The 15,932-nt window shown below is 64.7% G+C and carries 16 protein-coding genes; 6 read left to right on the top strand and 10 right to left on the bottom strand.

All coding sequences use genetic code 11. The annotated features are described in order from the left end of the window. Positions 1 to 204 precede the first annotated feature (204 nt). The 8 genes from C7449_RS00385 to C7449_RS00350 form a co-directional block, all read right to left on the bottom strand. Positions 205 to 1,383 carry a cell wall hydrolase gene (locus C7449_RS00385; protein ID WP_108000809.1) on the bottom strand — a complete coding sequence of 393 codons (1,179 nt, stop codon included), beginning with the start codon at positions 1,381 to 1,383 and terminating at the stop codon, positions 205 to 207. A gap of 263 nt (positions 1,384 to 1,646) precedes the next feature. After that, the gene (locus C7449_RS00380; protein ID WP_108000808.1) at positions 1,647 to 3,548 is read right to left on the bottom strand and encodes a potassium transporter Kup; all 1,902 of its coding nucleotides are present in this window, start codon (positions 3,546 to 3,548) and stop codon (positions 1,647 to 1,649) included. Positions 3,549 to 3,565: 17 nt separating this feature from the next. Next, positions 3,566 to 4,549 (bottom strand): magnesium transporter CorA family protein, encoded by a 984-nt coding sequence (locus C7449_RS00375; protein WP_108000807.1) that lies wholly within the window; start codon positions 4,547 to 4,549, stop codon positions 3,566 to 3,568. A 215-nt stretch (positions 4,550 to 4,764) separates the two neighbouring features. Beyond that, positions 4,765 to 5,928: an iron-sulfur cluster carrier protein ApbC gene (apbC, locus tag C7449_RS00370; RefSeq protein WP_108000806.1), complete on the bottom strand. Its 1,164-nt coding sequence runs from the start codon at positions 5,926 to 5,928 to the stop codon at positions 4,765 to 4,767. A 148-nt stretch (positions 5,929 to 6,076) separates the two neighbouring features. Next, a complete protein-coding gene (locus tag C7449_RS00365) occupies positions 6,077 to 6,460 on the bottom strand; it encodes a helix-turn-helix transcriptional regulator (protein WP_108000805.1) in 384 nt (127 codons plus the stop codon). Between the two features lie 24 nt (positions 6,461 to 6,484). Continuing rightward, positions 6,485 to 6,820, bottom strand: coding sequence for an autoinducer binding domain-containing protein (locus tag C7449_RS00360; RefSeq protein ID WP_146165027.1), 336 nt, complete (start codon positions 6,818 to 6,820; stop codon positions 6,485 to 6,487). A gap of 82 nt (positions 6,821 to 6,902) precedes the next feature. Then, positions 6,903 to 7,640, bottom strand: a complete 738-nt coding sequence (locus C7449_RS00355; protein ID WP_108000803.1) for a helix-turn-helix transcriptional regulator — start codon at positions 7,638 to 7,640, stop codon at positions 6,903 to 6,905. Positions 7,641 to 7,882: 242 nt separating this feature from the next. Next, entirely contained in the window at positions 7,883 to 8,680 is a 798-nt protein-coding gene (locus C7449_RS00350) for an IclR family transcriptional regulator (protein WP_108000802.1), read from the bottom strand. Between the two features lie 116 nt (positions 8,681 to 8,796). Here C7449_RS00350 and C7449_RS00345 point away from each other — a divergent pair, with 116 nt between their 5' ends. The 5 genes from C7449_RS00345 (at position 8,797) to C7449_RS00325 (ending at position 12,891) form a co-directional block, all read left to right on the top strand. Next, positions 8,797 to 9,567 carry an SDR family NAD(P)-dependent oxidoreductase gene (locus tag C7449_RS00345; RefSeq protein ID WP_108000801.1) on the top strand — a complete coding sequence of 257 codons (771 nt, stop codon included), beginning with the start codon at positions 8,797 to 8,799 and terminating at the stop codon, positions 9,565 to 9,567. Next, entirely contained in the window at positions 9,567 to 10,484 is a 918-nt protein-coding gene (locus tag C7449_RS00340) for a 2-dehydro-3-deoxygalactonokinase (RefSeq protein WP_108000800.1), read from the top strand. Before C7449_RS00345 ends, C7449_RS00340 begins: the two co-directional genes overlap by 1 nt. 35 nt (positions 10,485 to 10,519) lie before the next feature. Then, entirely contained in the window at positions 10,520 to 11,158 is a 639-nt protein-coding gene (locus tag C7449_RS00335; RefSeq protein WP_108000799.1) for a 2-dehydro-3-deoxy-6-phosphogalactonate aldolase, read from the top strand. Further along, positions 11,155 to 12,039, top strand: coding sequence for an SMP-30/gluconolactonase/LRE family protein (locus C7449_RS00330; protein ID WP_108000798.1), 885 nt, complete (start codon positions 11,155 to 11,157; stop codon positions 12,037 to 12,039). Before C7449_RS00335 ends, C7449_RS00330 begins: the two co-directional genes overlap by 4 nt. Before the next feature lie 213 nt (positions 12,040 to 12,252). Then, positions 12,253 to 12,891, top strand: a complete 639-nt coding sequence (locus C7449_RS00325) for a PRC-barrel domain-containing protein (protein ID WP_108000797.1) — start codon at positions 12,253 to 12,255, stop codon at positions 12,889 to 12,891. Between the two features lie 114 nt (positions 12,892 to 13,005). Here C7449_RS00325 and C7449_RS00320 read toward each other — a convergent pair whose 3' ends face one another. Continuing rightward, positions 13,006 to 14,556, bottom strand: a complete 1,551-nt coding sequence (locus tag C7449_RS00320) for a trimethylamine methyltransferase family protein (RefSeq protein ID WP_108000796.1) — start codon at positions 14,554 to 14,556, stop codon at positions 13,006 to 13,008. An 88-nt stretch (positions 14,557 to 14,644) separates the two neighbouring features. Here C7449_RS00320 and C7449_RS00315 point away from each other — a divergent pair, with 88 nt between their 5' ends. Then, positions 14,645 to 15,601, top strand: a complete 957-nt coding sequence (locus C7449_RS00315) for a LysR substrate-binding domain-containing protein (protein ID WP_108000795.1) — start codon at positions 14,645 to 14,647, stop codon at positions 15,599 to 15,601. Here the strand turns inward: C7449_RS00315 and C7449_RS00310 are convergent. Then, the gene (locus C7449_RS00310; protein ID WP_245414249.1) at positions 15,588 to 15,926 is read right to left on the bottom strand and encodes a PilZ domain-containing protein; all 339 of its coding nucleotides are present in this window, start codon (positions 15,924 to 15,926) and stop codon (positions 15,588 to 15,590) included. The two genes, C7449_RS00315 and C7449_RS00310, sit on opposite strands and share 14 nt — an antisense overlap. Positions 15,927 to 15,932: the final 6 nt, after the last annotated feature.

Here is a 15,932-nt window from a genome sequence, read left to right as displayed (position 1 = left end):
CCAGCTTCAGGCCCGTTTGAAGTCGGGCGCAACATAGTTTTAGGGGCTTGCATAGTCAAGGCGGGGCGAAGCTTTGACCAGTGCGAAATTAATCAAACAATTTCAGTAACTTATCACCGATCAGGCGAATCTCGCTGTCCGGATCGGAAGGAATCGCCCCCAGGCCGCGCCGACTTGCCGCGCCCCGGCGCGAGCAGCCGGGACTCAGATCCAGCCGCCGCCGTAGGTACGATAGAAGATGTGCTTGCCGATCGTCGCGACCCGCGCCATCGTCGGGCCCCAGTTCGGCTTGACGTAGTTGGCGTGATAATGCGTCGCCGACCCCACCTCCGGCAGCCAGATCTTGCCGGCGGTGACCGCCATCGCGATCTCCCGCGCGGTCTTCCAATGCCAGGGAGCAAGCACGACGTCGGGTATGCCGTCGCAGGTGAAGGAGAACTGGCAGCCGGTGCGCAGCTTCTCGCCCTGGTAGACGACCCCGCAGACCGTGTTGGGATAGGCAGGATTGCGGACGCGATTCAGGATGACCTGGGCGACGGCCGCCTGTCCCTTCAACGGCTCGCCGCGCGCCTCGAAATAGATGCCGGCGGTCAGGCATTTCTGCTCGGCTGCCGAGAAGACGGTCGGCGGCAGCGCGGTGGCCGCCCAGGCGTGGTCATTCTCCGAGATCTGGGGGATGAAACGGCCGCCGGCGGCGTCGTCCTTCTTCGACAGGATCGAATCGAACGGCGAAACGCGCGCGTAGTCGGGCTGCGGCGGCGCGTAGGCGGTTGCGAGAATGTCGGCGCGATCATTGGTGACGAGGTCGGCCAGCATGGCGGGAACACCTGGATCCTCCTCGGCCTTCTTCGTCCGGTAGAAAGCCGTGGCGATCTCGAGTTCCTTGCCCTTGATCTTCGGGGCGACGAAGCGCATCCGGTCAGAACCGTCGAAGCTTGGCAGCAACAGAGACGCCTGGCGGTCAAGCACCGATCCGGCCGAAAATGCCTTGGGCGGCGCCACCGGCGTCACGGCGACGATGCGCCGCTTTTTCTGGCCGCGCGTGACGCGGTCCTCGTCGGGGCTCCCCCCCTCCCCCTTGCGGGCGTTCAGCAAGGACGCCTCGCTGCCGCCCGGGAGTTCGAGGCCGGCGCCGCCGGAAAGCGCGCCGGTGGTGATCGGATCATTGAACGCCACGTCGACGGCGTGGATCGAACCGGCTGGCGCGCGGGTCATCACGACCTGCTGGCTGCCGCCCTTCCGGTTGATGCCGGCAAGGAACGTGGCGAGGTCCGCATGGCCGGTGGCCGCAGGAAGCGCAGCATAGAGAGAAAGTCCCAGCATCAGGGGAGCAAGCCGGTCACGGCGCCACAGCGCCTGCTTCATCTTACCAACGCTACGCATACGCAAGCACTCTCCGACTAACACGCGGCCGAGCGCGATCGGCGCGCGGCGAGCCGGCACGCTTGACCTGCTGGCGAAACTTTTGCTGAAGCCGACCCGCAAGAAGCGCGGCGGGTTCGGCTCATCTCATTTGCGGAGAATGAAGAATTAACCTTGATGGACGGTTAACGCAGATCGCCTGGGCAAGGCGATCACACCGACGCCGACGAACCGGAGCATGAACCGATCCGGAAGGGGCGCCAGGTTTGACTGGCGCAAACCCGTCAGATGATGACCTGCGAACCGAGCTCGACGACCCGGTTGGTCGGCAGGCGGAAATAGTCCGAGGGGTCGATCGCCGCGTTCGCCATGGTGATGTAGAGCCGATCCTGCCAATAGGGCATGCCGGAGTGACGATCCGGTACCAGCTTGCGCCGCCCGAGATAGAAGGAGGTCGACATGATGTCGAACTTCACCCCCGACTTGCGGAAATGACCAAGCGCCTGGGAGACATTCTGGGTCTCCATGAAGCCGAAGCGAATCTGGATGCGCGCGAAGCGGTCGGAGATCCGCTGCATGCTGCAGCGTTCGGACGGCGGGACCTTCGGACTGTTGGTCGAGGTGATCGTCAGGATGTAGTTCTGCTCGTGCAGCACGTGGTTGTGCTTGATGTTGTGCAGGAGGGCCGCCGGCGCCGATTCCGGGTCGCTAGTGAGGAAGATCGCCGTGCCCGGGACGGAGACTGGTGCATGCGCGCTCTTCTTCTCGATGGACTTGACGAAGAGCTCCAACGGCACCTCGATGTGGCGGGTCTTTTCACGCAGCAGCTTGGTTCCGCGCACCCAGGTCCACATCAGGAGGATGCACAGGGAGGCGATGAGAATCGGCACGTAACCGCCATCGTGGATTTTCAGCAAGTTGGCGCCGAGGAACGTCAGTTCAAGCAGGAACAGCGGCAGCAGCACCAGTCCTGCAGTGGCCGGCTTCCAGCGCCAGCGCATGCGCACGAACTCGAACGCCAGCACGGTCGTCACGATCATCGCGCCGGTGACCGAAATTCCGTAGGCCGTCGCCAATCCCTCCGATGAGCGGAAGAGGAAGACAAGCAGCATGACGCCGAACAGCAGGATGGCGTTCACGGCCGGCAGGTAGATCTGGCCCGTCTGGGTGGCTGAGGTGTGGAAGATCTCCATGCGCGGCAGGAAGCCGAGGTGAATGGCCTGCCGGGTGATCGAAAAGGCGCCGGTGATGACAGCCTGGCTGGCGATGATCGTCGCCGCCGTCGCCAGGATGACCGCCGGCAAAAGCGCCCACTTCGGAAACAGCAGGTAGAACGGGTCGCCCATCGCCTCCGGCTGCTTCAGCACCAGCGCCCCCTGGCCGAGATAGTTCAGCGTCAGCGCCGGAAACACCAGGCAGAACCAGGCCCACTGGATCGGCCGCCGGCCGAAATGGCCAAGATCGGCGTAGAGCGCCTCGGCACCGGTCACGGTCAGGAACACGGCGCCGAGAACCACGAAGCCCAGATAGCCGTCGGTGTAGAGGAAGGTTGCCGCATAATAGGGATTGAAGGCGGCGAGGATGCTGAGATCGTCGCGCAGATGCAAGGCCCCGGCCACCGCCATGACGATGAACCACAGCGCCGTGACCGGCCCGAAGAACCTCGAGACGGCATCCGTCCCCCAGGACTGCACCGCGAACAGGACGACGAGGATCAGCACGGAGATCGGAACGACGTAATCGGACAGGTCCGGCGCCACAAGCTTCAGGCCCTCCACCGCGGAGAGCACCGACAGCGCCGGCGTGATCATGGCGTCGCCGATGAACAGGGCGGCGCCGGCGAGCCCCATGAAGAAGAGAACGACCTTCTGACGGTCGGCCGTCTTCATCAGCAGCGCCAGCAGCGAGAGCGTTCCGCCTTCGCCATGATTGTCGGCGCGAAGCAGAAACAGCACGTATTTCAGGGTGACGATGATCGTCAGCGCCCAGATCATCAGCGAAATCAGCCCGACGATCTCGTTCCAGGTGACGCCGTCATGGGCGATCGGCCGCAGCGCCTCGCGGAAGGCATAGAGGGGGCTCGTGCCGATGTCGCCGTAGACGACGCCAACGGATCCGAGCGCCAGGGCGAACAGGGTGCGCGCCCGGCCGTGTCCGTCGGCAGTGTGGGCTTCGGTATGCTGCATGGCTGCGATCAGGCTCTCTAGAGCCAGCCTTTCCAGCGAAAGTAGATAAATGGCACGACGGCGGACAAAATCATGGCGCCGAGCACCACCGGGTAGGCGTAAGGAACGTGCAGTTCCGGCATGAACTCGAAGTTCATGCCATAGACCGAGGCGATCAAGGTCGGCGGCAGCAACACGACCGAGGCGATCGAGAATATCTTGATGATCTGGTTCTGCTCAAGGTTGATCAGGCCAAGCGAGGCGTCGAGCAGGAACGAAATGTTGCTGGCGATGAAGTTCGCGTGCTCTGACAGAGACTGGATGTCGCGCGAAACCGTTCGGCAGAGTTCGCGGCTTTCGGGATCGTGCTGGAGCAGCGGCGCGGCGTAGAGGAAGGTCATCAGGCGCGACAGCGACATCAGGCTGTCGCGGGTCTTGGCGACGAGGCGATGCAGCGCCGAGACGGCGATCAGCCGATCCTCGAGGTATCGCGGCGGCCGCCGCTTGATGTGCTGCTTGTCGCCAAAAACCTGGAGAGAAAGCGTGTCGGCCCGCGTGACGGACATTTCCAGGATTTCCGCGGTGCGGTCGACGATCGTCTCCATCAGGCGCGCGATCATCACCGTGCCCGAGCCGCACCCGCCTGCCAGACGCGGCATCGCCCCCTTGAAGAGCTCGAAGGCCCGCGGCTCGGCGTAACGGATCGTCAGCAGGAAGCGCTCGGTCAGGACGAAGGCCACGTCGGTCAGCTCCGGCTGGTCGCTTTCGGCCTTCCAGACCAGCGACGCCGTCATGTAGACTGTGCCGTTTTCGTAATAAAGCCGGCTCGACGGCTCGATGTCCTTCAGTTCGTCACGGGTCGGTACGTCGATCCCGAGAATTCTTTCGACGAAGGCGTCCTCCTCCGGGGTGGGCGAAACCAGATCCACCCACACGATACCCGCCGGTACCGATTGGAGATCCGCCGACAGCTCCGGCGACAGAAGCCGTGCTTCCCCGTTGGAACGATAAACCGTGATCACCTGCGGGTGGCTCCGACGAATACCAGACCAACACCTTTGCCGCGTCTGGCGCCAGGCTCAGGACGCGAGCCGGATGCGCATATTGCGCGGCGCCGCACCGAAATCAAGCCCCGGCCGATTCACGCAATGGCTCGTTTGCGGCAGGCCCCTTCAAGACCATGCCGCAACCCGAAGCGCTGCAACGACTCCTTGGTGGGCGCGGCGCTGTCGCCTGTTCATTCAAACACGATGCTCGGCGCAGACCGTCCGCCGGCCGCCTGCCGGGCCTGCAGCCCCTGCCAGACGCGCGCTGCGATGTCGCGATAGGTCCTTGCCGCCGCGCCTTCCGGATTGGAGACCACCACCGGCGTTCCGGCGTCGGAGGTTTCGCGGATATCCATCGTCAGCGGCACCTCGCCCAGGAACGGCACGCCGATCTTCTCGGCCTCTCGGCGCGCTCCGCCGTGGCCGAAAATGTCATATCGGTTGCCGGTGTCGGGGGCGATGAAGTAGCTCATGTTCTCCACGATGCCGAGCACGGGCACCTCAACCTTGTTGAACATGTTCAAGCCCTTGCGGGCGTCGATCAAGGCAAGGTCCTGCGGCGTGGAAACGATGACGGCGCCGGCCAGCGGCACCTGCTGGGCCATGGTCAGCTGGGCATCGCCGGTTCCCGGGGGCATGTCGACGACAAGCACGTCGAGGTCACCCCAGGCCACCTCCCGCAGCATCTGCATCAGCGCCGACTGGATCATCGGGCCGCGCCAGATCATCGCCACCTCCTCGTCGACAAGGAAGCCCATCGACATCACCTTGACGCCGTAGTTTTCCATCGGAACGATGATGCGGTTCTCGATCTGCTGCGGGCGGCCGGAAATTCCGAGCAGCCGCGGCATCGACGGGCCGTAGATGTCGGCGTCGAGAATCCCGACGCGGAGGCCGTTCGCCTTCAGACCCAACGCCAGGTTGACCGAGGTGGTCGACTTGCCGACGCCGCCCTTGCCCGAGGCCACGGCGATGATGGCGTTGACGCCCGGAACTCCGGTCTTGGTACGTTGAGGCGGCTGGCCCGGGGCGGGATGGGCGGGACCCGGCTGCGGCCGCGCCGCCGGCGACGGACGCGACACGGGAGCCGCTGCTGCGCCGGCCTTCTTGTCGGCCGTCAGCGCCACCATGGCGCCCGCGATACCTGGAATGCTGCGCACCACGCGCTCGGCCGCGGCCCGCATCGGCTCGAGTTCCTTGGCCCGCTCCGCCGGCACGGTGATGGAGAAATATACCTTGTCATTGGAAATGAAAACGTCCGAGACGAGCCCGAGGTCGACGATGTTGCCTTCCATTCCCGGGCCACGAACCGTCTTCAGCTTTTCCAGTACCTGGTCCTTCGAAACGTCCATCATGCAAGCCTCGCCAGTAGTCTTTGGCCGTTGATAGCGCATTCCTGCTCGAAGCGGAACGATTTTCGGCCCAACTCCCGTGCACCCGCTGCCCTTGCGACAAGATGCCCGACCGAAGCACGCGCGTCCGGAGCAGGTGATAGTCGTCTGGTCAGGCGATCAGGCCGCGCCGGATCGCCTTCACCACGGCCTGGGTCCGGTTGACGGCCGTGAGCTTGCGGGTCACCTGATTGAGATAGTGGTTTACGGTGTGCTCCGACAGACCGAGGATTTCGGCGATCTCGACGCTGGTCTTGCCCGCCGCCGTCCAGCGCAGGCATTCCGTCTCCCGCTCGGTCAGCACCACCTGCCCGGTCTTCCAGGCTGCACCGATCTCGGCCAGCCGGTTGAATATCTGGATCGAAACCATCTGCAGCTCGAGGCGATCGCCGTAGCTCAGCGTGTTCGCCTGACCGCTCCAGACGACGGCGCCGCGATTTCCGAACGCGTCGTGCACGGGGAAGAAGTGCCCGGCAAGCATGCCGTGCAGGCGCATGAGTTCGGCCAGTTCGGACAGCTCCTAGCCTTTTGCGGCATCGTCGATCCAATCCGTCATGTCGTAAGAGAACGGGACCGTCGTCGTCCGCAGCTTGCCGATGCCGGCGCTGCGGCGGACCATCTGCAGCGCGTCATACCGGGCGATCACCTCGGCAGGCCAGTTGCTGACGATGGAGTGCGCCGAGATCTTCTCGCCGTCGAAGCCCGGCAGCGAGAAGACCATGAAATGCGTCAACGAAAACGCCTCGCCGGTCCGTCGCAGGAACCGCACGATATCGAACTGGGTCTCAAGGCCGGCAATCTCCGCACCGGCATGCTGCCCCCTCAGTTGATCCTGACTTGCTTCTTCTACCGTCATTTCGTCCTGCATCCATGCACCCCGCTCCGCCGCGCGTTCGCGGAACGAGAATTCCGACATCGGCCCTGTTTGATGTTTCCGGTCAATTCAGCAACCCGGCCCGGATGGCCTTTACCACCGCCTGCACGCGATTGACCGCATCCAGCTTGCGGGTCGCCCGGTTCAGGTAATGATTGACCGTATACTCGGAGAGACCGAGAATTCCCGAAATTTCGACGCTCGTCTTGCCGGCCGAGGCCCACGAGAGACATTCGACCTCGCGTCTGGACAACGACGCCGCCACACGGTCGTCGGGGCGGAAGTCGGTCACCTTCGTGAAGGCCAGATTGGCGATGCCGTTCAATTCAGCCATTTCCATGTGGGTGAGAGCCGCACGGTCGCCGCCGAAAGACAGCGCTCCGCGCCGGCCGAGCGGATTGTGGGCGGGAAAGTAGGCGCCGCGCGGCATGCCATAACGGCCAAAGAGGCGGATCGCCAGTTGCGCCTTGCCATCCGGCCGGCTGCTGTTGGTGCTGTCGGCTTCGTATGCAAAGGGATTGGTGCTGCGGCGCAGGCGATGAATGACCGGGCTGCCGAGGATCAGCCCGTCGCGATCATAGTCCTTCAGCATCTCGGCCGGCCAGGTCGTCATCAGCACATGGGCCGAAATTTCGGTCGATGTGCTGGAGGGCACGTTGATCAACAGGTAGCCGGCAAGTCCGTAATCCTTGGCGACCTCGGACAAAAGGCTCGCAACTTCATGTTCAGACCCGACGTCGGCAAAACGGCGCGCCCAGCGGGCGGGCGTCGTTGGTGCGAGTTTTGCCAGATGTTCGGTCATCCCGTTACTTTCGCGCGCCGGACCACGTTTTCGACCCGACCGTCCTCCGACTTGAGCTAGGAACAGCTCCGGCTCGTGGCCTGCAACGACAGGAAGCAAAGCACCCAGAAATGTTCAATCAGGGGCGGAGGCTAAACATACCCCTCGTTGTCCGTCCAGCAGGTTTTTCCGGTTTACAGAAAATCGGTTTCGAAAATGTCCAGATCTGTATCAGAATGCCGCAGGTCACCTGTCGGCAGCCGTCACGGGCGCGGTCCAAGGCGGACGGCAATTTCCTCGGAAATCGCCGCCGCGGCATTGCGCACGAGCGGTGCCCAGGCCTGCAGCACGTCCTCACCGACCCGATAGGCCGGCCCGGTTACGGAGATCCCGCCGACGAACGTCTTCTGCTGGTCCGAGATCGCCGCAGCGACGCATCGGATGCCGGCCTCGTGCTCCTCGCGATCGAAGGCATGTCCCACCTCGCGAATCAGCGCCAGTTCCGCCTCGAGCGCGTCGCGCGCCGTAATGGTTGTCGGCGTGAAGCCCAGCAGCTCCACACCCCCGAACAGGCGATGCAATCGTTCGGCCGAGAGAAGCGACAGCGCCGCCTTGCCGACGCCGGTACAATGGGCGGGGGAGGTCTTGCCGACCTGCGAGGCCATGCGAACCGCCTGCCGGCTCTCGACCTTGTCGAGATAGATGATCTCGGCATCCCTCAGCACGCCGAGATGAACCGTCTCGCCCGTCAGTTCATGCAGCGCCTGCAGATGCGGCGCGGCAAGCCGGCGCAGATCGCTGCGGGCCCAGCTGGCGGAGGCGAGTTTGAGCATGCGCAGGCCGGGCTCGTAGCAAAGGTCCGCGTTGAGCTCGAGCAGCCCCTCCTCGACGAGATGGCCGAGTTGCCTATGCAGCGTGGCGCGCGGCTGTCCGGCCCGAGCGAGGATTTCGGTAAAGCGCAGCGGCCGGTCCGCCAGCGCGACGAGTTCGAGAACGGCCATGGCCTTGCCAAGCGTCCCGGTGTTCGCTGCACGGACTTCAGTTTCGTCACCTTCGGCCATATCCTGTCTCCGCCCCTTGCTTGACAACTGCCGCTCCGGCTTCATAATTCCATATAATTAAACCAAGTTCCACATAATGGAACAAGCTAGCGCGTCCCTCCGGGAAGGAACCCGAAATGTCCGTCAGCGCCGCTTCCTATCCGGACCTTCGTGAGCGCGGCGTGTTGGTCTCGGGCGGGGGTTCGGGAATTGGCGCGGCCCTCGTCGAGGCGTTTGCCCGGCAGGGAGCGCGCGTCGCCTTCTTCGACATTGCCGAGGCCGCAAGCCGCGACCTCGCTCGGCGGCTTGCGACGGAGGTCTTGCATTCGCCGCGATACTTCGAGGTCGACGTCCGGGACATCGACGCCTACAAGGCGGCGATCGCGGAAGCGCTTGCCGTGACCGGCCCCGTCAAGGTGCTTGTCAACAATGCCGCACGCGACGACCGGCACGAACTCGCCGAGCTGACGCCGGGCGATTGGGACGAGAGCCAGGCCGTGAACCTCCGCCACGTGTTCTTCGCGACACAGGCGGTCGTGCCGGCGATGCAGGCGGCCGGCGGAGGCTCGATCATCAACTTCGCGTCGATCGCCTACCTGCTCAACATGGGCGAATTGCCGGCCTACGCAACCGCCAAGGCCGGTATCGTCGGCCTGACCAAGTCGCTTGCCGGAAGACTTGGTCCCGACAATATCCGCGTCAACGCGATCCTGCCGGGCATGGTGCTGACCGAGCGGCAGTTGCGGCTGTGGGTGGACGAGGCAGCGATCGCTTCGATGGTGAAGCAACAGTGCCTCAAGCGATCCCTGTCGCCGCAGGACATCGTCGGTCCGTGCCTGTTCCTCGCCTCCGAAGCGTCAGCTTCGATCACCGCCCAATCCATCATCGTCGACGGGGGAGTGCTCTGATGGCGAAACCTGCCTATGTCGCGGTCGATTGGGGTACGTCCAGCTTCCGGCTCTGGCTGACAGGGCACGATGGTGCCGTGCTGGCCGAACGCCGCAGCGACGAAGGCATGACAGTCGCCGCGACAGCCGGCTTCGCCAGCATACTGGCCCGCCATTGCCAGGCGGTGTCGGCGCCGGCGGGGCTGCCGGTGATCGTCTGCGGCATGGCGGGCGCTCGCCAGGGCTGGGTGGAGGCCGGTTATCTCGACGTTCCAGCAGCGCTCGGCGCCATCCCGTCCGCCGCCGTCCGCGTCCCCGATCCCCTCGCCGACATCCGCATCCTGCCGGGCCTCGCCCAGCGCCACCCGGCGCGTCCGGACGTAATGCGAGGAGAGGAAACGCAGCTTCTCGGGGCGCTCGCCGAACGTCCCGAAGGGCACCGGCTCGTGTGCATGCCCGGGACGCACAGCAAGTGGGTGCACGTCGCCGGCGACAGCGTCACCCGGTTTTCCACCTTCATGACCGGCGAACTCTTCGAAGCAGTGGCGAACCATACGATCCTCCGTCACTCGATCGCGGAGGCAGGCGCCGTCGACGGCGACAGCACCGCCTTCCGGCAGGCCGTCGCCGATATCATCCGCGACCCGGCGCTGGCCAGCAATCTCCTCTTCGGCGCCCGTTCCGGGGCGCTGCTGCACGGCCTTTCGCCGGCGGATGCGAAGGCCCATATCTCCGGAACGCTGATCGGCCTTGAAGTCGCCGGCGCCCTCGAGGCGGCCGAGCCCGGCACACCGGTGACGCTCGTCGCTGCCGGCTCGCTCGGCTCGCTCTACGAGAGCGCATTCGAGATCGCCGGTATCGAGCCGGTCGTCATCGATGCCGACGCGGCGGTCCGCGCAGGGCTGGCCGTCGCCGCGCGCGCCCTGTGGGCGATCTGAATCCGAATGCAAGACAGCCATAGAAAGGCAATCCAATGAGCCGGATCCCGTTCCCTGCGATGAAGCGGCCGCTGATCGCCATCCTGCGCGGCCTGAAGCCGACCGAGACGGAGGGTGTCGTCGCGGCACTGATCGAGGCCGGTTTCACCGCGATCGAGATACCCCTGAACTCGCCCGAGCCGTTCCGCTCGATCGAGATCGCGGTGAAGATGGCGCCGGAAGAGTGCCTGATCGGCGCCGGCACCGTGCTGACGACCGAGGACGTTGAACGGCTCGACGCGGTCGGGGGCCGGCTGATGGTGAGCCCGAACGTCGAGCCCGCGGTGATTTCGCTCGCCGCGGCCAAGGGCATGGTGACCATGCCCGGCGTCCTTACGCCCACCGAAGCGCTGTCCGCCGCCCGCGCCGGGGCATCCGGGCTGAAGTTCTTTCCCGCCAGCGTACTCGGGCCCGCCGGTATCCAGGCGATCCGCGCGGTGTTGCCGCCCGACCTGGAAATTGCCGCCGTCGGCGGCGTTTCGGAGAAGAATTTCGCTGATTATGCGCGCGTCGGCATCAGGAGTTTCGGGCTCGGGTCCAGCCTCTACCAGCCGGGTCTTCCGGCAGCCGACGTCGCCCACCGCGCCCGCGACACCATCGAAGCCTATGATCGCGTTTACGGAGACGGACAATGACCGAGATCGTGCCCTTCGCCGGGAGCATCCTTTGCGACGTCCAGAGCGAACTCGGCGAGGGACCGACCTATGATCCGGCGACGGATACCGCCTGGTGGTTCGATATCACCGGGCGCAAGCTGCACGAGTTGCAGCTTTCTTCTTCGACGAAGCGCGTGCACGACCTGCCGTTCATGGGCAGCGTGCTCGCAGTCATCGATCCGGCGCGCCAGTTGATCGCTTCAGACCTCGGCCTGTTCGTGCGCGAGACGGCTTCCGGAAAGCTCACGAGCCTGTGCCCGATCGAACAAAATCCCGCCAACCGATCGAATGACGGGCGGGTCCACCCTTGCGGCGCGCTGTGGATAGGCACCATGGGGCGAGCGGCCGAACGGGAGGCTGGCGCCATCTATCACGTCTCCGGCACGACCGTGACGCGCCTGTTTGCCAATGTGACAATCCCCAACAGCATCTGCTTCGCGCCGGACGGCGCCACGGCCTACTTCACCGATACGCCCGTCAACCGGCTGATGCGCGTCGCCATCGACCCGGAGACCGGGCTTCCGCGCGGCGCGCCCGAAGTCCTCAACGACCAACACGGCCTGCCCGGAGGCATCGACGGATCGGTATGCGACGCCGACGGGCTGATCTGGAACGCCCGCTGGGGCGCTGGCACCATCGACGTCTATCGACCCGACGGGGTCCAGATCCGGCGCCATGCCGTGCCTGCCACCCAACCGAGTTGCCCCGCCTTCATCGGTGTAAAGGCAGACCGGCTGCTCGTCACCTCGGCATGGCAGGGAATGGACGACCGGGCCCGCGCCGCCGACCCTGCGGCCGGCAAGACGTTCGACCTCGGAATCGACGTCAACGGCCGCGCGGAGCCGGTGTTCAGGCTGTGAAGCCGGCCTGGCCGCCGGCGGCCGCAAGGCACCGAGTATCGCCTGAAATCGCTGTCGAACGCTGTTTTTACTGACAAACCCGCTTCGACGCGCTGTCGATTGCGAGGAACCAAACCGCGCCGCATGAGTTCTGCTGGCATCAGCCGGGGCGGATTGACCGCACAAGAGCGAGCCGCCCCTCCTTGATGCAAAGCAGAAGAAAGGCAGGTTACCATGACCAGAACGCTTCTCACGTCCGTTGCCGCTGGTGCGATTTTTCTCGGTGCCGCCGTGGCACCCGTTGCCTACGCACAGGATACCACCCAGCCGCAGACCAGCCCGAGCATGGAGACACAGCCTGCAACGCCTGACACGAGCGCCAACCCGGCCGAGCCGATGAACAACGCTCAGACCACGGCGCCATCCACCGACACCAACATGGCTTCAAAGGACAAGACCTATCTGACCGAACAGTCGCCGGATCAGATCAGCGCCAACACCTATATCGGCCAGTCGGTCTATAACGGCGCCGATGAAAGCATCGGCAAAATCAACGACCTGATCATGGAAAAGAGCGGTGGCATCACCGCTGCTGTGATCGGGGTCGGCGGCTTCCTCGGCATCGGTGAAAAATGGGTCGCCGTACCGTTTGAAAACATCAGCGTGAACCAGGCCGCGGACGGTCGCGATATCAAGCTGACCACTACCGAAACGGCCGAGACCCTTCAGGCCGCGCCTGAATTCAAGACTCTCAAGCAGGTCGCCAATCGCGATAATACCAACGCGGTCGACACGACTTCGACCTCGTCGACGACAAACAACACGACCACCAACACCACGACGCCTCCGCCGGCGACCGAACCCGCCAAGTAAAGGCCGTCCCGATTGGCGGTGCCGACGCGCACCGCCGGTCCCCTTTCCGGGTTACCAGTGCAGGCCTAAGGCAGTTTAGAATTGCGCCGCCGCGGATCGGCGGCGCAATCGTTTTCAGTACCACGCGTCGGCCATTCCGGCCTTGCGACGGTCGACGAACTCGCAGAGTGCCTCGTCGATCGCCTCGTCCAGCGCCGGCGCTTCGTATTCGGCCAGAGTCTTCTTCCACTGACGGTTGGCACGGGTGGCGATGTCGGTCGAACCGCCCTCCTCGCTCCATTTCTCGAACGGCTCGTTGTCCGACAGCGTCGAGTCCCAGAACGCGGTTTGATAGTTGCGCATCGTATGGTCGCAGCCGAGGAAATGGCTGCCCGGGCCAACCTCTAGGAAGGCATCCATGGCGAGCGTGTTGTCGTCCACCGTGACGCCGGCCAGATAGGAATGCAGCGCCCCGCACAGGTCGGCGTCCATCACGAACTTCTCGTAGGACATCGCAAGCAGCCCGTCGAGGAAGCCGGCCGAATGCAGGATGAAGTTCGCCCCGCAATGGACCGCCGACAGCATCGACATCAGGCCCTCCTGCATGGCCTGGCCGTCCGGCAGCTTGGAATTGGAGAAGTTGCCGGCACAGCGCAGCGGCAGGTTCAGCCGCCGGGCCAACTGCCCGATCACCATCGAGCCGATCGCCGGTTCCGGCGTCCCAAAGGTCGGCGAACCGGAGCGCAACGACATCGACGACAGGAAATTGCCGAAGATCACCGGCGCGCCCTTGCGCTCGAGCTGCGTCAGCGCGCAGCCGGCAAGCGTCTCCGCAAAGGACTGGGCGATGGCGCCGGCATTCGTCACCGGCCCCATCGCGCCGCCGAGGATGAAGGGCACGATCACCGCCGCCTGGTTGGCGCGGGCATAGGCGCGCAGCGAATTCGTCATCGTGCCGTCCCAGACGAGCGGCGAGTTGACGTTGACGTTGCCGAGGATGACGCAGTTCTTGTCGACGAAATCGGCGCCGAACAGGATCCGGGCCATCTCGATCGAGTCCTCGGCCCGCTCCTCCGCGGTGATCGAGCCCATGAAGGCGCGGTCGGAGTATTTGATGTGGCTGTAGACCATGTCGAGATGGCGCTTGTTGACCGGAACATCGACAGGCTCGCAGATAGTGCCGCCGGAGTGGTGCAGCCACGGGCTCGACTGGGCGAGCTTGATGAAGTTGCGGAAATCCTCGATCGTTCCGTAGCGGCGTCCCTTGTCGAGGTCCATGACGAACGGGGAACCGTAAGCCGGCGAAAAGACGACATTGTTGCCGCCGATCTCGACGTTGTTCTGCGGATTGCGCGCGTGCTGGGTGAACTGCGCCGGCGCCGTCGAGACGATCTCCCTCAGCATGCCGGGTTCGAAGCGGACGAGCAGACCATCGACCTTTGCTCCCGCCCGTTTCCAGTGGTCGAGCGCCACCGGATCGTCGCGGAACTCGATGCCCACCTCGGCGAGGATCCGATCGGCCGTTCGCTCGATCTTCTGCAGGTTCTCCTCCGACAGGATGTCGTAGGTCGGAATGTTGCGCTGGATGTAGGGAACGCCCGTCGCCGTCACCGCGCCCTCGCGGCGCTGGGGTCGGGCACTTCGTCCGCGTCGTGTCGTATTTTCAGTTGCAGCCGTGGCCACCATGTCATCCTCCATAATCGAGAATGAGGCTAGACGGGAAAAACGCCCCTGTGATGCTGTAAAAAACTTGAGGCTGCTATAAACTGGATTTATGGAAACGCTTCGCCGCCTATTGCCCTCCGCCGCCAGCCTGATCGTCTTCGAGGCGGCCGGGCGCCATCTGAACTTCACCCGCGCCGCCAAGGAGCTCGGCATGAGCCAGGCGGCCGTGTCCTATGCGATCCGCGGCCTCGAGGGACAGCTGGGGGTGCCGCTGTTTCACCGGGTGCATCGCGCCGTTGCCCTCACCGATGCAGGCGAGCGGTTCCACACCGAGGTTTCGGTCGGGCTGTCCCGCATCCAGAAATCGGCAGAGGACATTCGCGCCAAGGGGCGCGAGGTGAATGTGACGCTGGCCGCCTCGACGGCGTTCGCCTCGATGTGGATGCTGCCGCGGCTGACGCGGCTGCGCGAGGACCTGCCGGAAATCGACCTGCGCATCCAGACGAGCGTGCGCGACCTCGATCTTGAGGAAGAGCCGATCCCGCTCGGCATCCGCGGCGGCGATCCGGCCGCCTGGCCGCGCTATCATGCCGCCCTGCTCGCGCCGGAGGTGATCAATGCGGTCGCCAGTCCCGCCTTCATCGAGGCACATGGCCTGCCGAGGACGCCGCAGGACCTGCTGCGCCAGCGGCTGATCCATCTGGAAGAGCCGGTGCGCAAGACCTGCGACTGGGCGGAATGGTTCGCAAGCGCCGGCCTGCGCCATCCGGCCCAATCCCGGCGGCTGGCGATCAACGACTACGTGCTGGTGGTGCAGGCCGTGCTCGCCGGCGAGGGAATAGCACTCGGCTGGCAGCACCTGATTGCAGACCAGGTGCGATCTGGTGCGCTGGTCCCGGTCGGCGGCCATGTGCTGGAGACCGGACTGGCCTTCTACATCGTCTGGCCGCGGTCTCGGGAACTCAACAGCCAGGCGCGACGGGTGCGCGACTGGCTGCTTGCGGAAGGCAGGCGGGAACTGGCGCCGGCCGAAGGGTGCGCTGCCGGCGCAGTCAGCGGCGGATGACGGGCTTCACTTCCTCGTGGAAGAAGCGGAAATAGGAGGAGATCTGTGCCAGCGCATTGGTGCTGAGCCTGTACTCGAGGCCGAGACGACCGTTCTTGTACCAGCGCACCGTGCCGGTCAGTTGTCCCAGTTCCTCGCTCTCGATGGTGACGATCTGGCCGGCCATGATCCTGATCGGTTTTTCCAGGTCGAGCGCCATCCCGGTCGGCGAGAGATCGACGACGCGCGCCCGGCTCCGCTCATGCATCACCTTCACATTCGCAAAAATGCGGACCTTCGAGCGATCGTTGCCCCGGACCGGCATGTCCTTGATGTTCTGCAGCATGCTGTT

It is taken from the genome of Mycoplana dimorpha (assembly GCF_003046475.1).
Classification (GTDB): Bacteria; Pseudomonadota; Alphaproteobacteria; order Rhizobiales; family Rhizobiaceae; genus Mycoplana; species Mycoplana dimorpha.
Note: the sequence above shows the minus strand (reverse complement) of the source record. Positions and strands in the feature narration are given on the sequence as shown.

What these genes read in the sequence shown, in the direction of transcription:
- C7449_RS00385 (WP_108000809.1), bottom strand. Translation starts at nt 1,383, where the DNA reads ATGCGTAGCGTTGGTAAGATGAAGCAGGCGCTGTGGCGCCGTGACCGG.
- C7449_RS00380 (WP_108000808.1), bottom strand. Translation starts at nt 3,548, where the DNA reads ATGCAGCATACCGAAGCCCACACTGCCGACGGACACGGCCGGGCGCGC.
- apbC (WP_108000806.1), bottom strand. Translation starts at nt 5,928, where the DNA reads ATGATGGACGTTTCGAAGGACCAGGTACTGGAAAAGCTGAAGACGGTT.
- C7449_RS00365 (WP_108000805.1), bottom strand. Translation starts at nt 6,460, where the DNA reads ATGCGCCTGCACGGCATGCTTGCCGGGCACTTCTTCCCCGTGCACGAC.
- C7449_RS00360 (WP_146165027.1), bottom strand. Translation starts at nt 6,820, where the DNA reads ATGACGGTAGAAGAAGCAAGTCAGGATCAACTGAGGGGGCAGCATGCC.
- C7449_RS00355 (WP_108000803.1), bottom strand. Translation starts at nt 7,640, where the DNA reads ATGACCGAACATCTGGCAAAACTCGCACCAACGACGCCCGCCCGCTGG.
- C7449_RS00350 (WP_108000802.1), bottom strand. Translation starts at nt 8,680, where the DNA reads ATGGCCGAAGGTGACGAAACTGAAGTCCGTGCAGCGAACACCGGGACG.
- C7449_RS00345 (WP_108000801.1), top strand. Translation starts at nt 8,797, where the DNA reads ATGTCCGTCAGCGCCGCTTCCTATCCGGACCTTCGTGAGCGCGGCGTG.
- C7449_RS00340 (WP_108000800.1), top strand. Translation starts at nt 9,567, where the DNA reads ATGGCGAAACCTGCCTATGTCGCGGTCGATTGGGGTACGTCCAGCTTC.
- C7449_RS00335 (WP_108000799.1), top strand. Translation starts at nt 10,520, where the DNA reads ATGAGCCGGATCCCGTTCCCTGCGATGAAGCGGCCGCTGATCGCCATC.
- C7449_RS00330 (WP_108000798.1), top strand. Translation starts at nt 11,155, where the DNA reads ATGACCGAGATCGTGCCCTTCGCCGGGAGCATCCTTTGCGACGTCCAG.
- C7449_RS00325 (WP_108000797.1), top strand. Translation starts at nt 12,253, where the DNA reads ATGACCAGAACGCTTCTCACGTCCGTTGCCGCTGGTGCGATTTTTCTC.
- C7449_RS00320 (WP_108000796.1), bottom strand. Translation starts at nt 14,556, where the DNA reads ATGGTGGCCACGGCTGCAACTGAAAATACGACACGACGCGGACGAAGT.
- C7449_RS00315 (WP_108000795.1), top strand. Translation starts at nt 14,645, where the DNA reads ATGGAAACGCTTCGCCGCCTATTGCCCTCCGCCGCCAGCCTGATCGTC.
- C7449_RS00310 (WP_245414249.1), bottom strand. Translation starts at nt 15,926, where the DNA reads ATGCTGCAGAACATCAAGGACATGCCGGTCCGGGGCAACGATCGCTCG.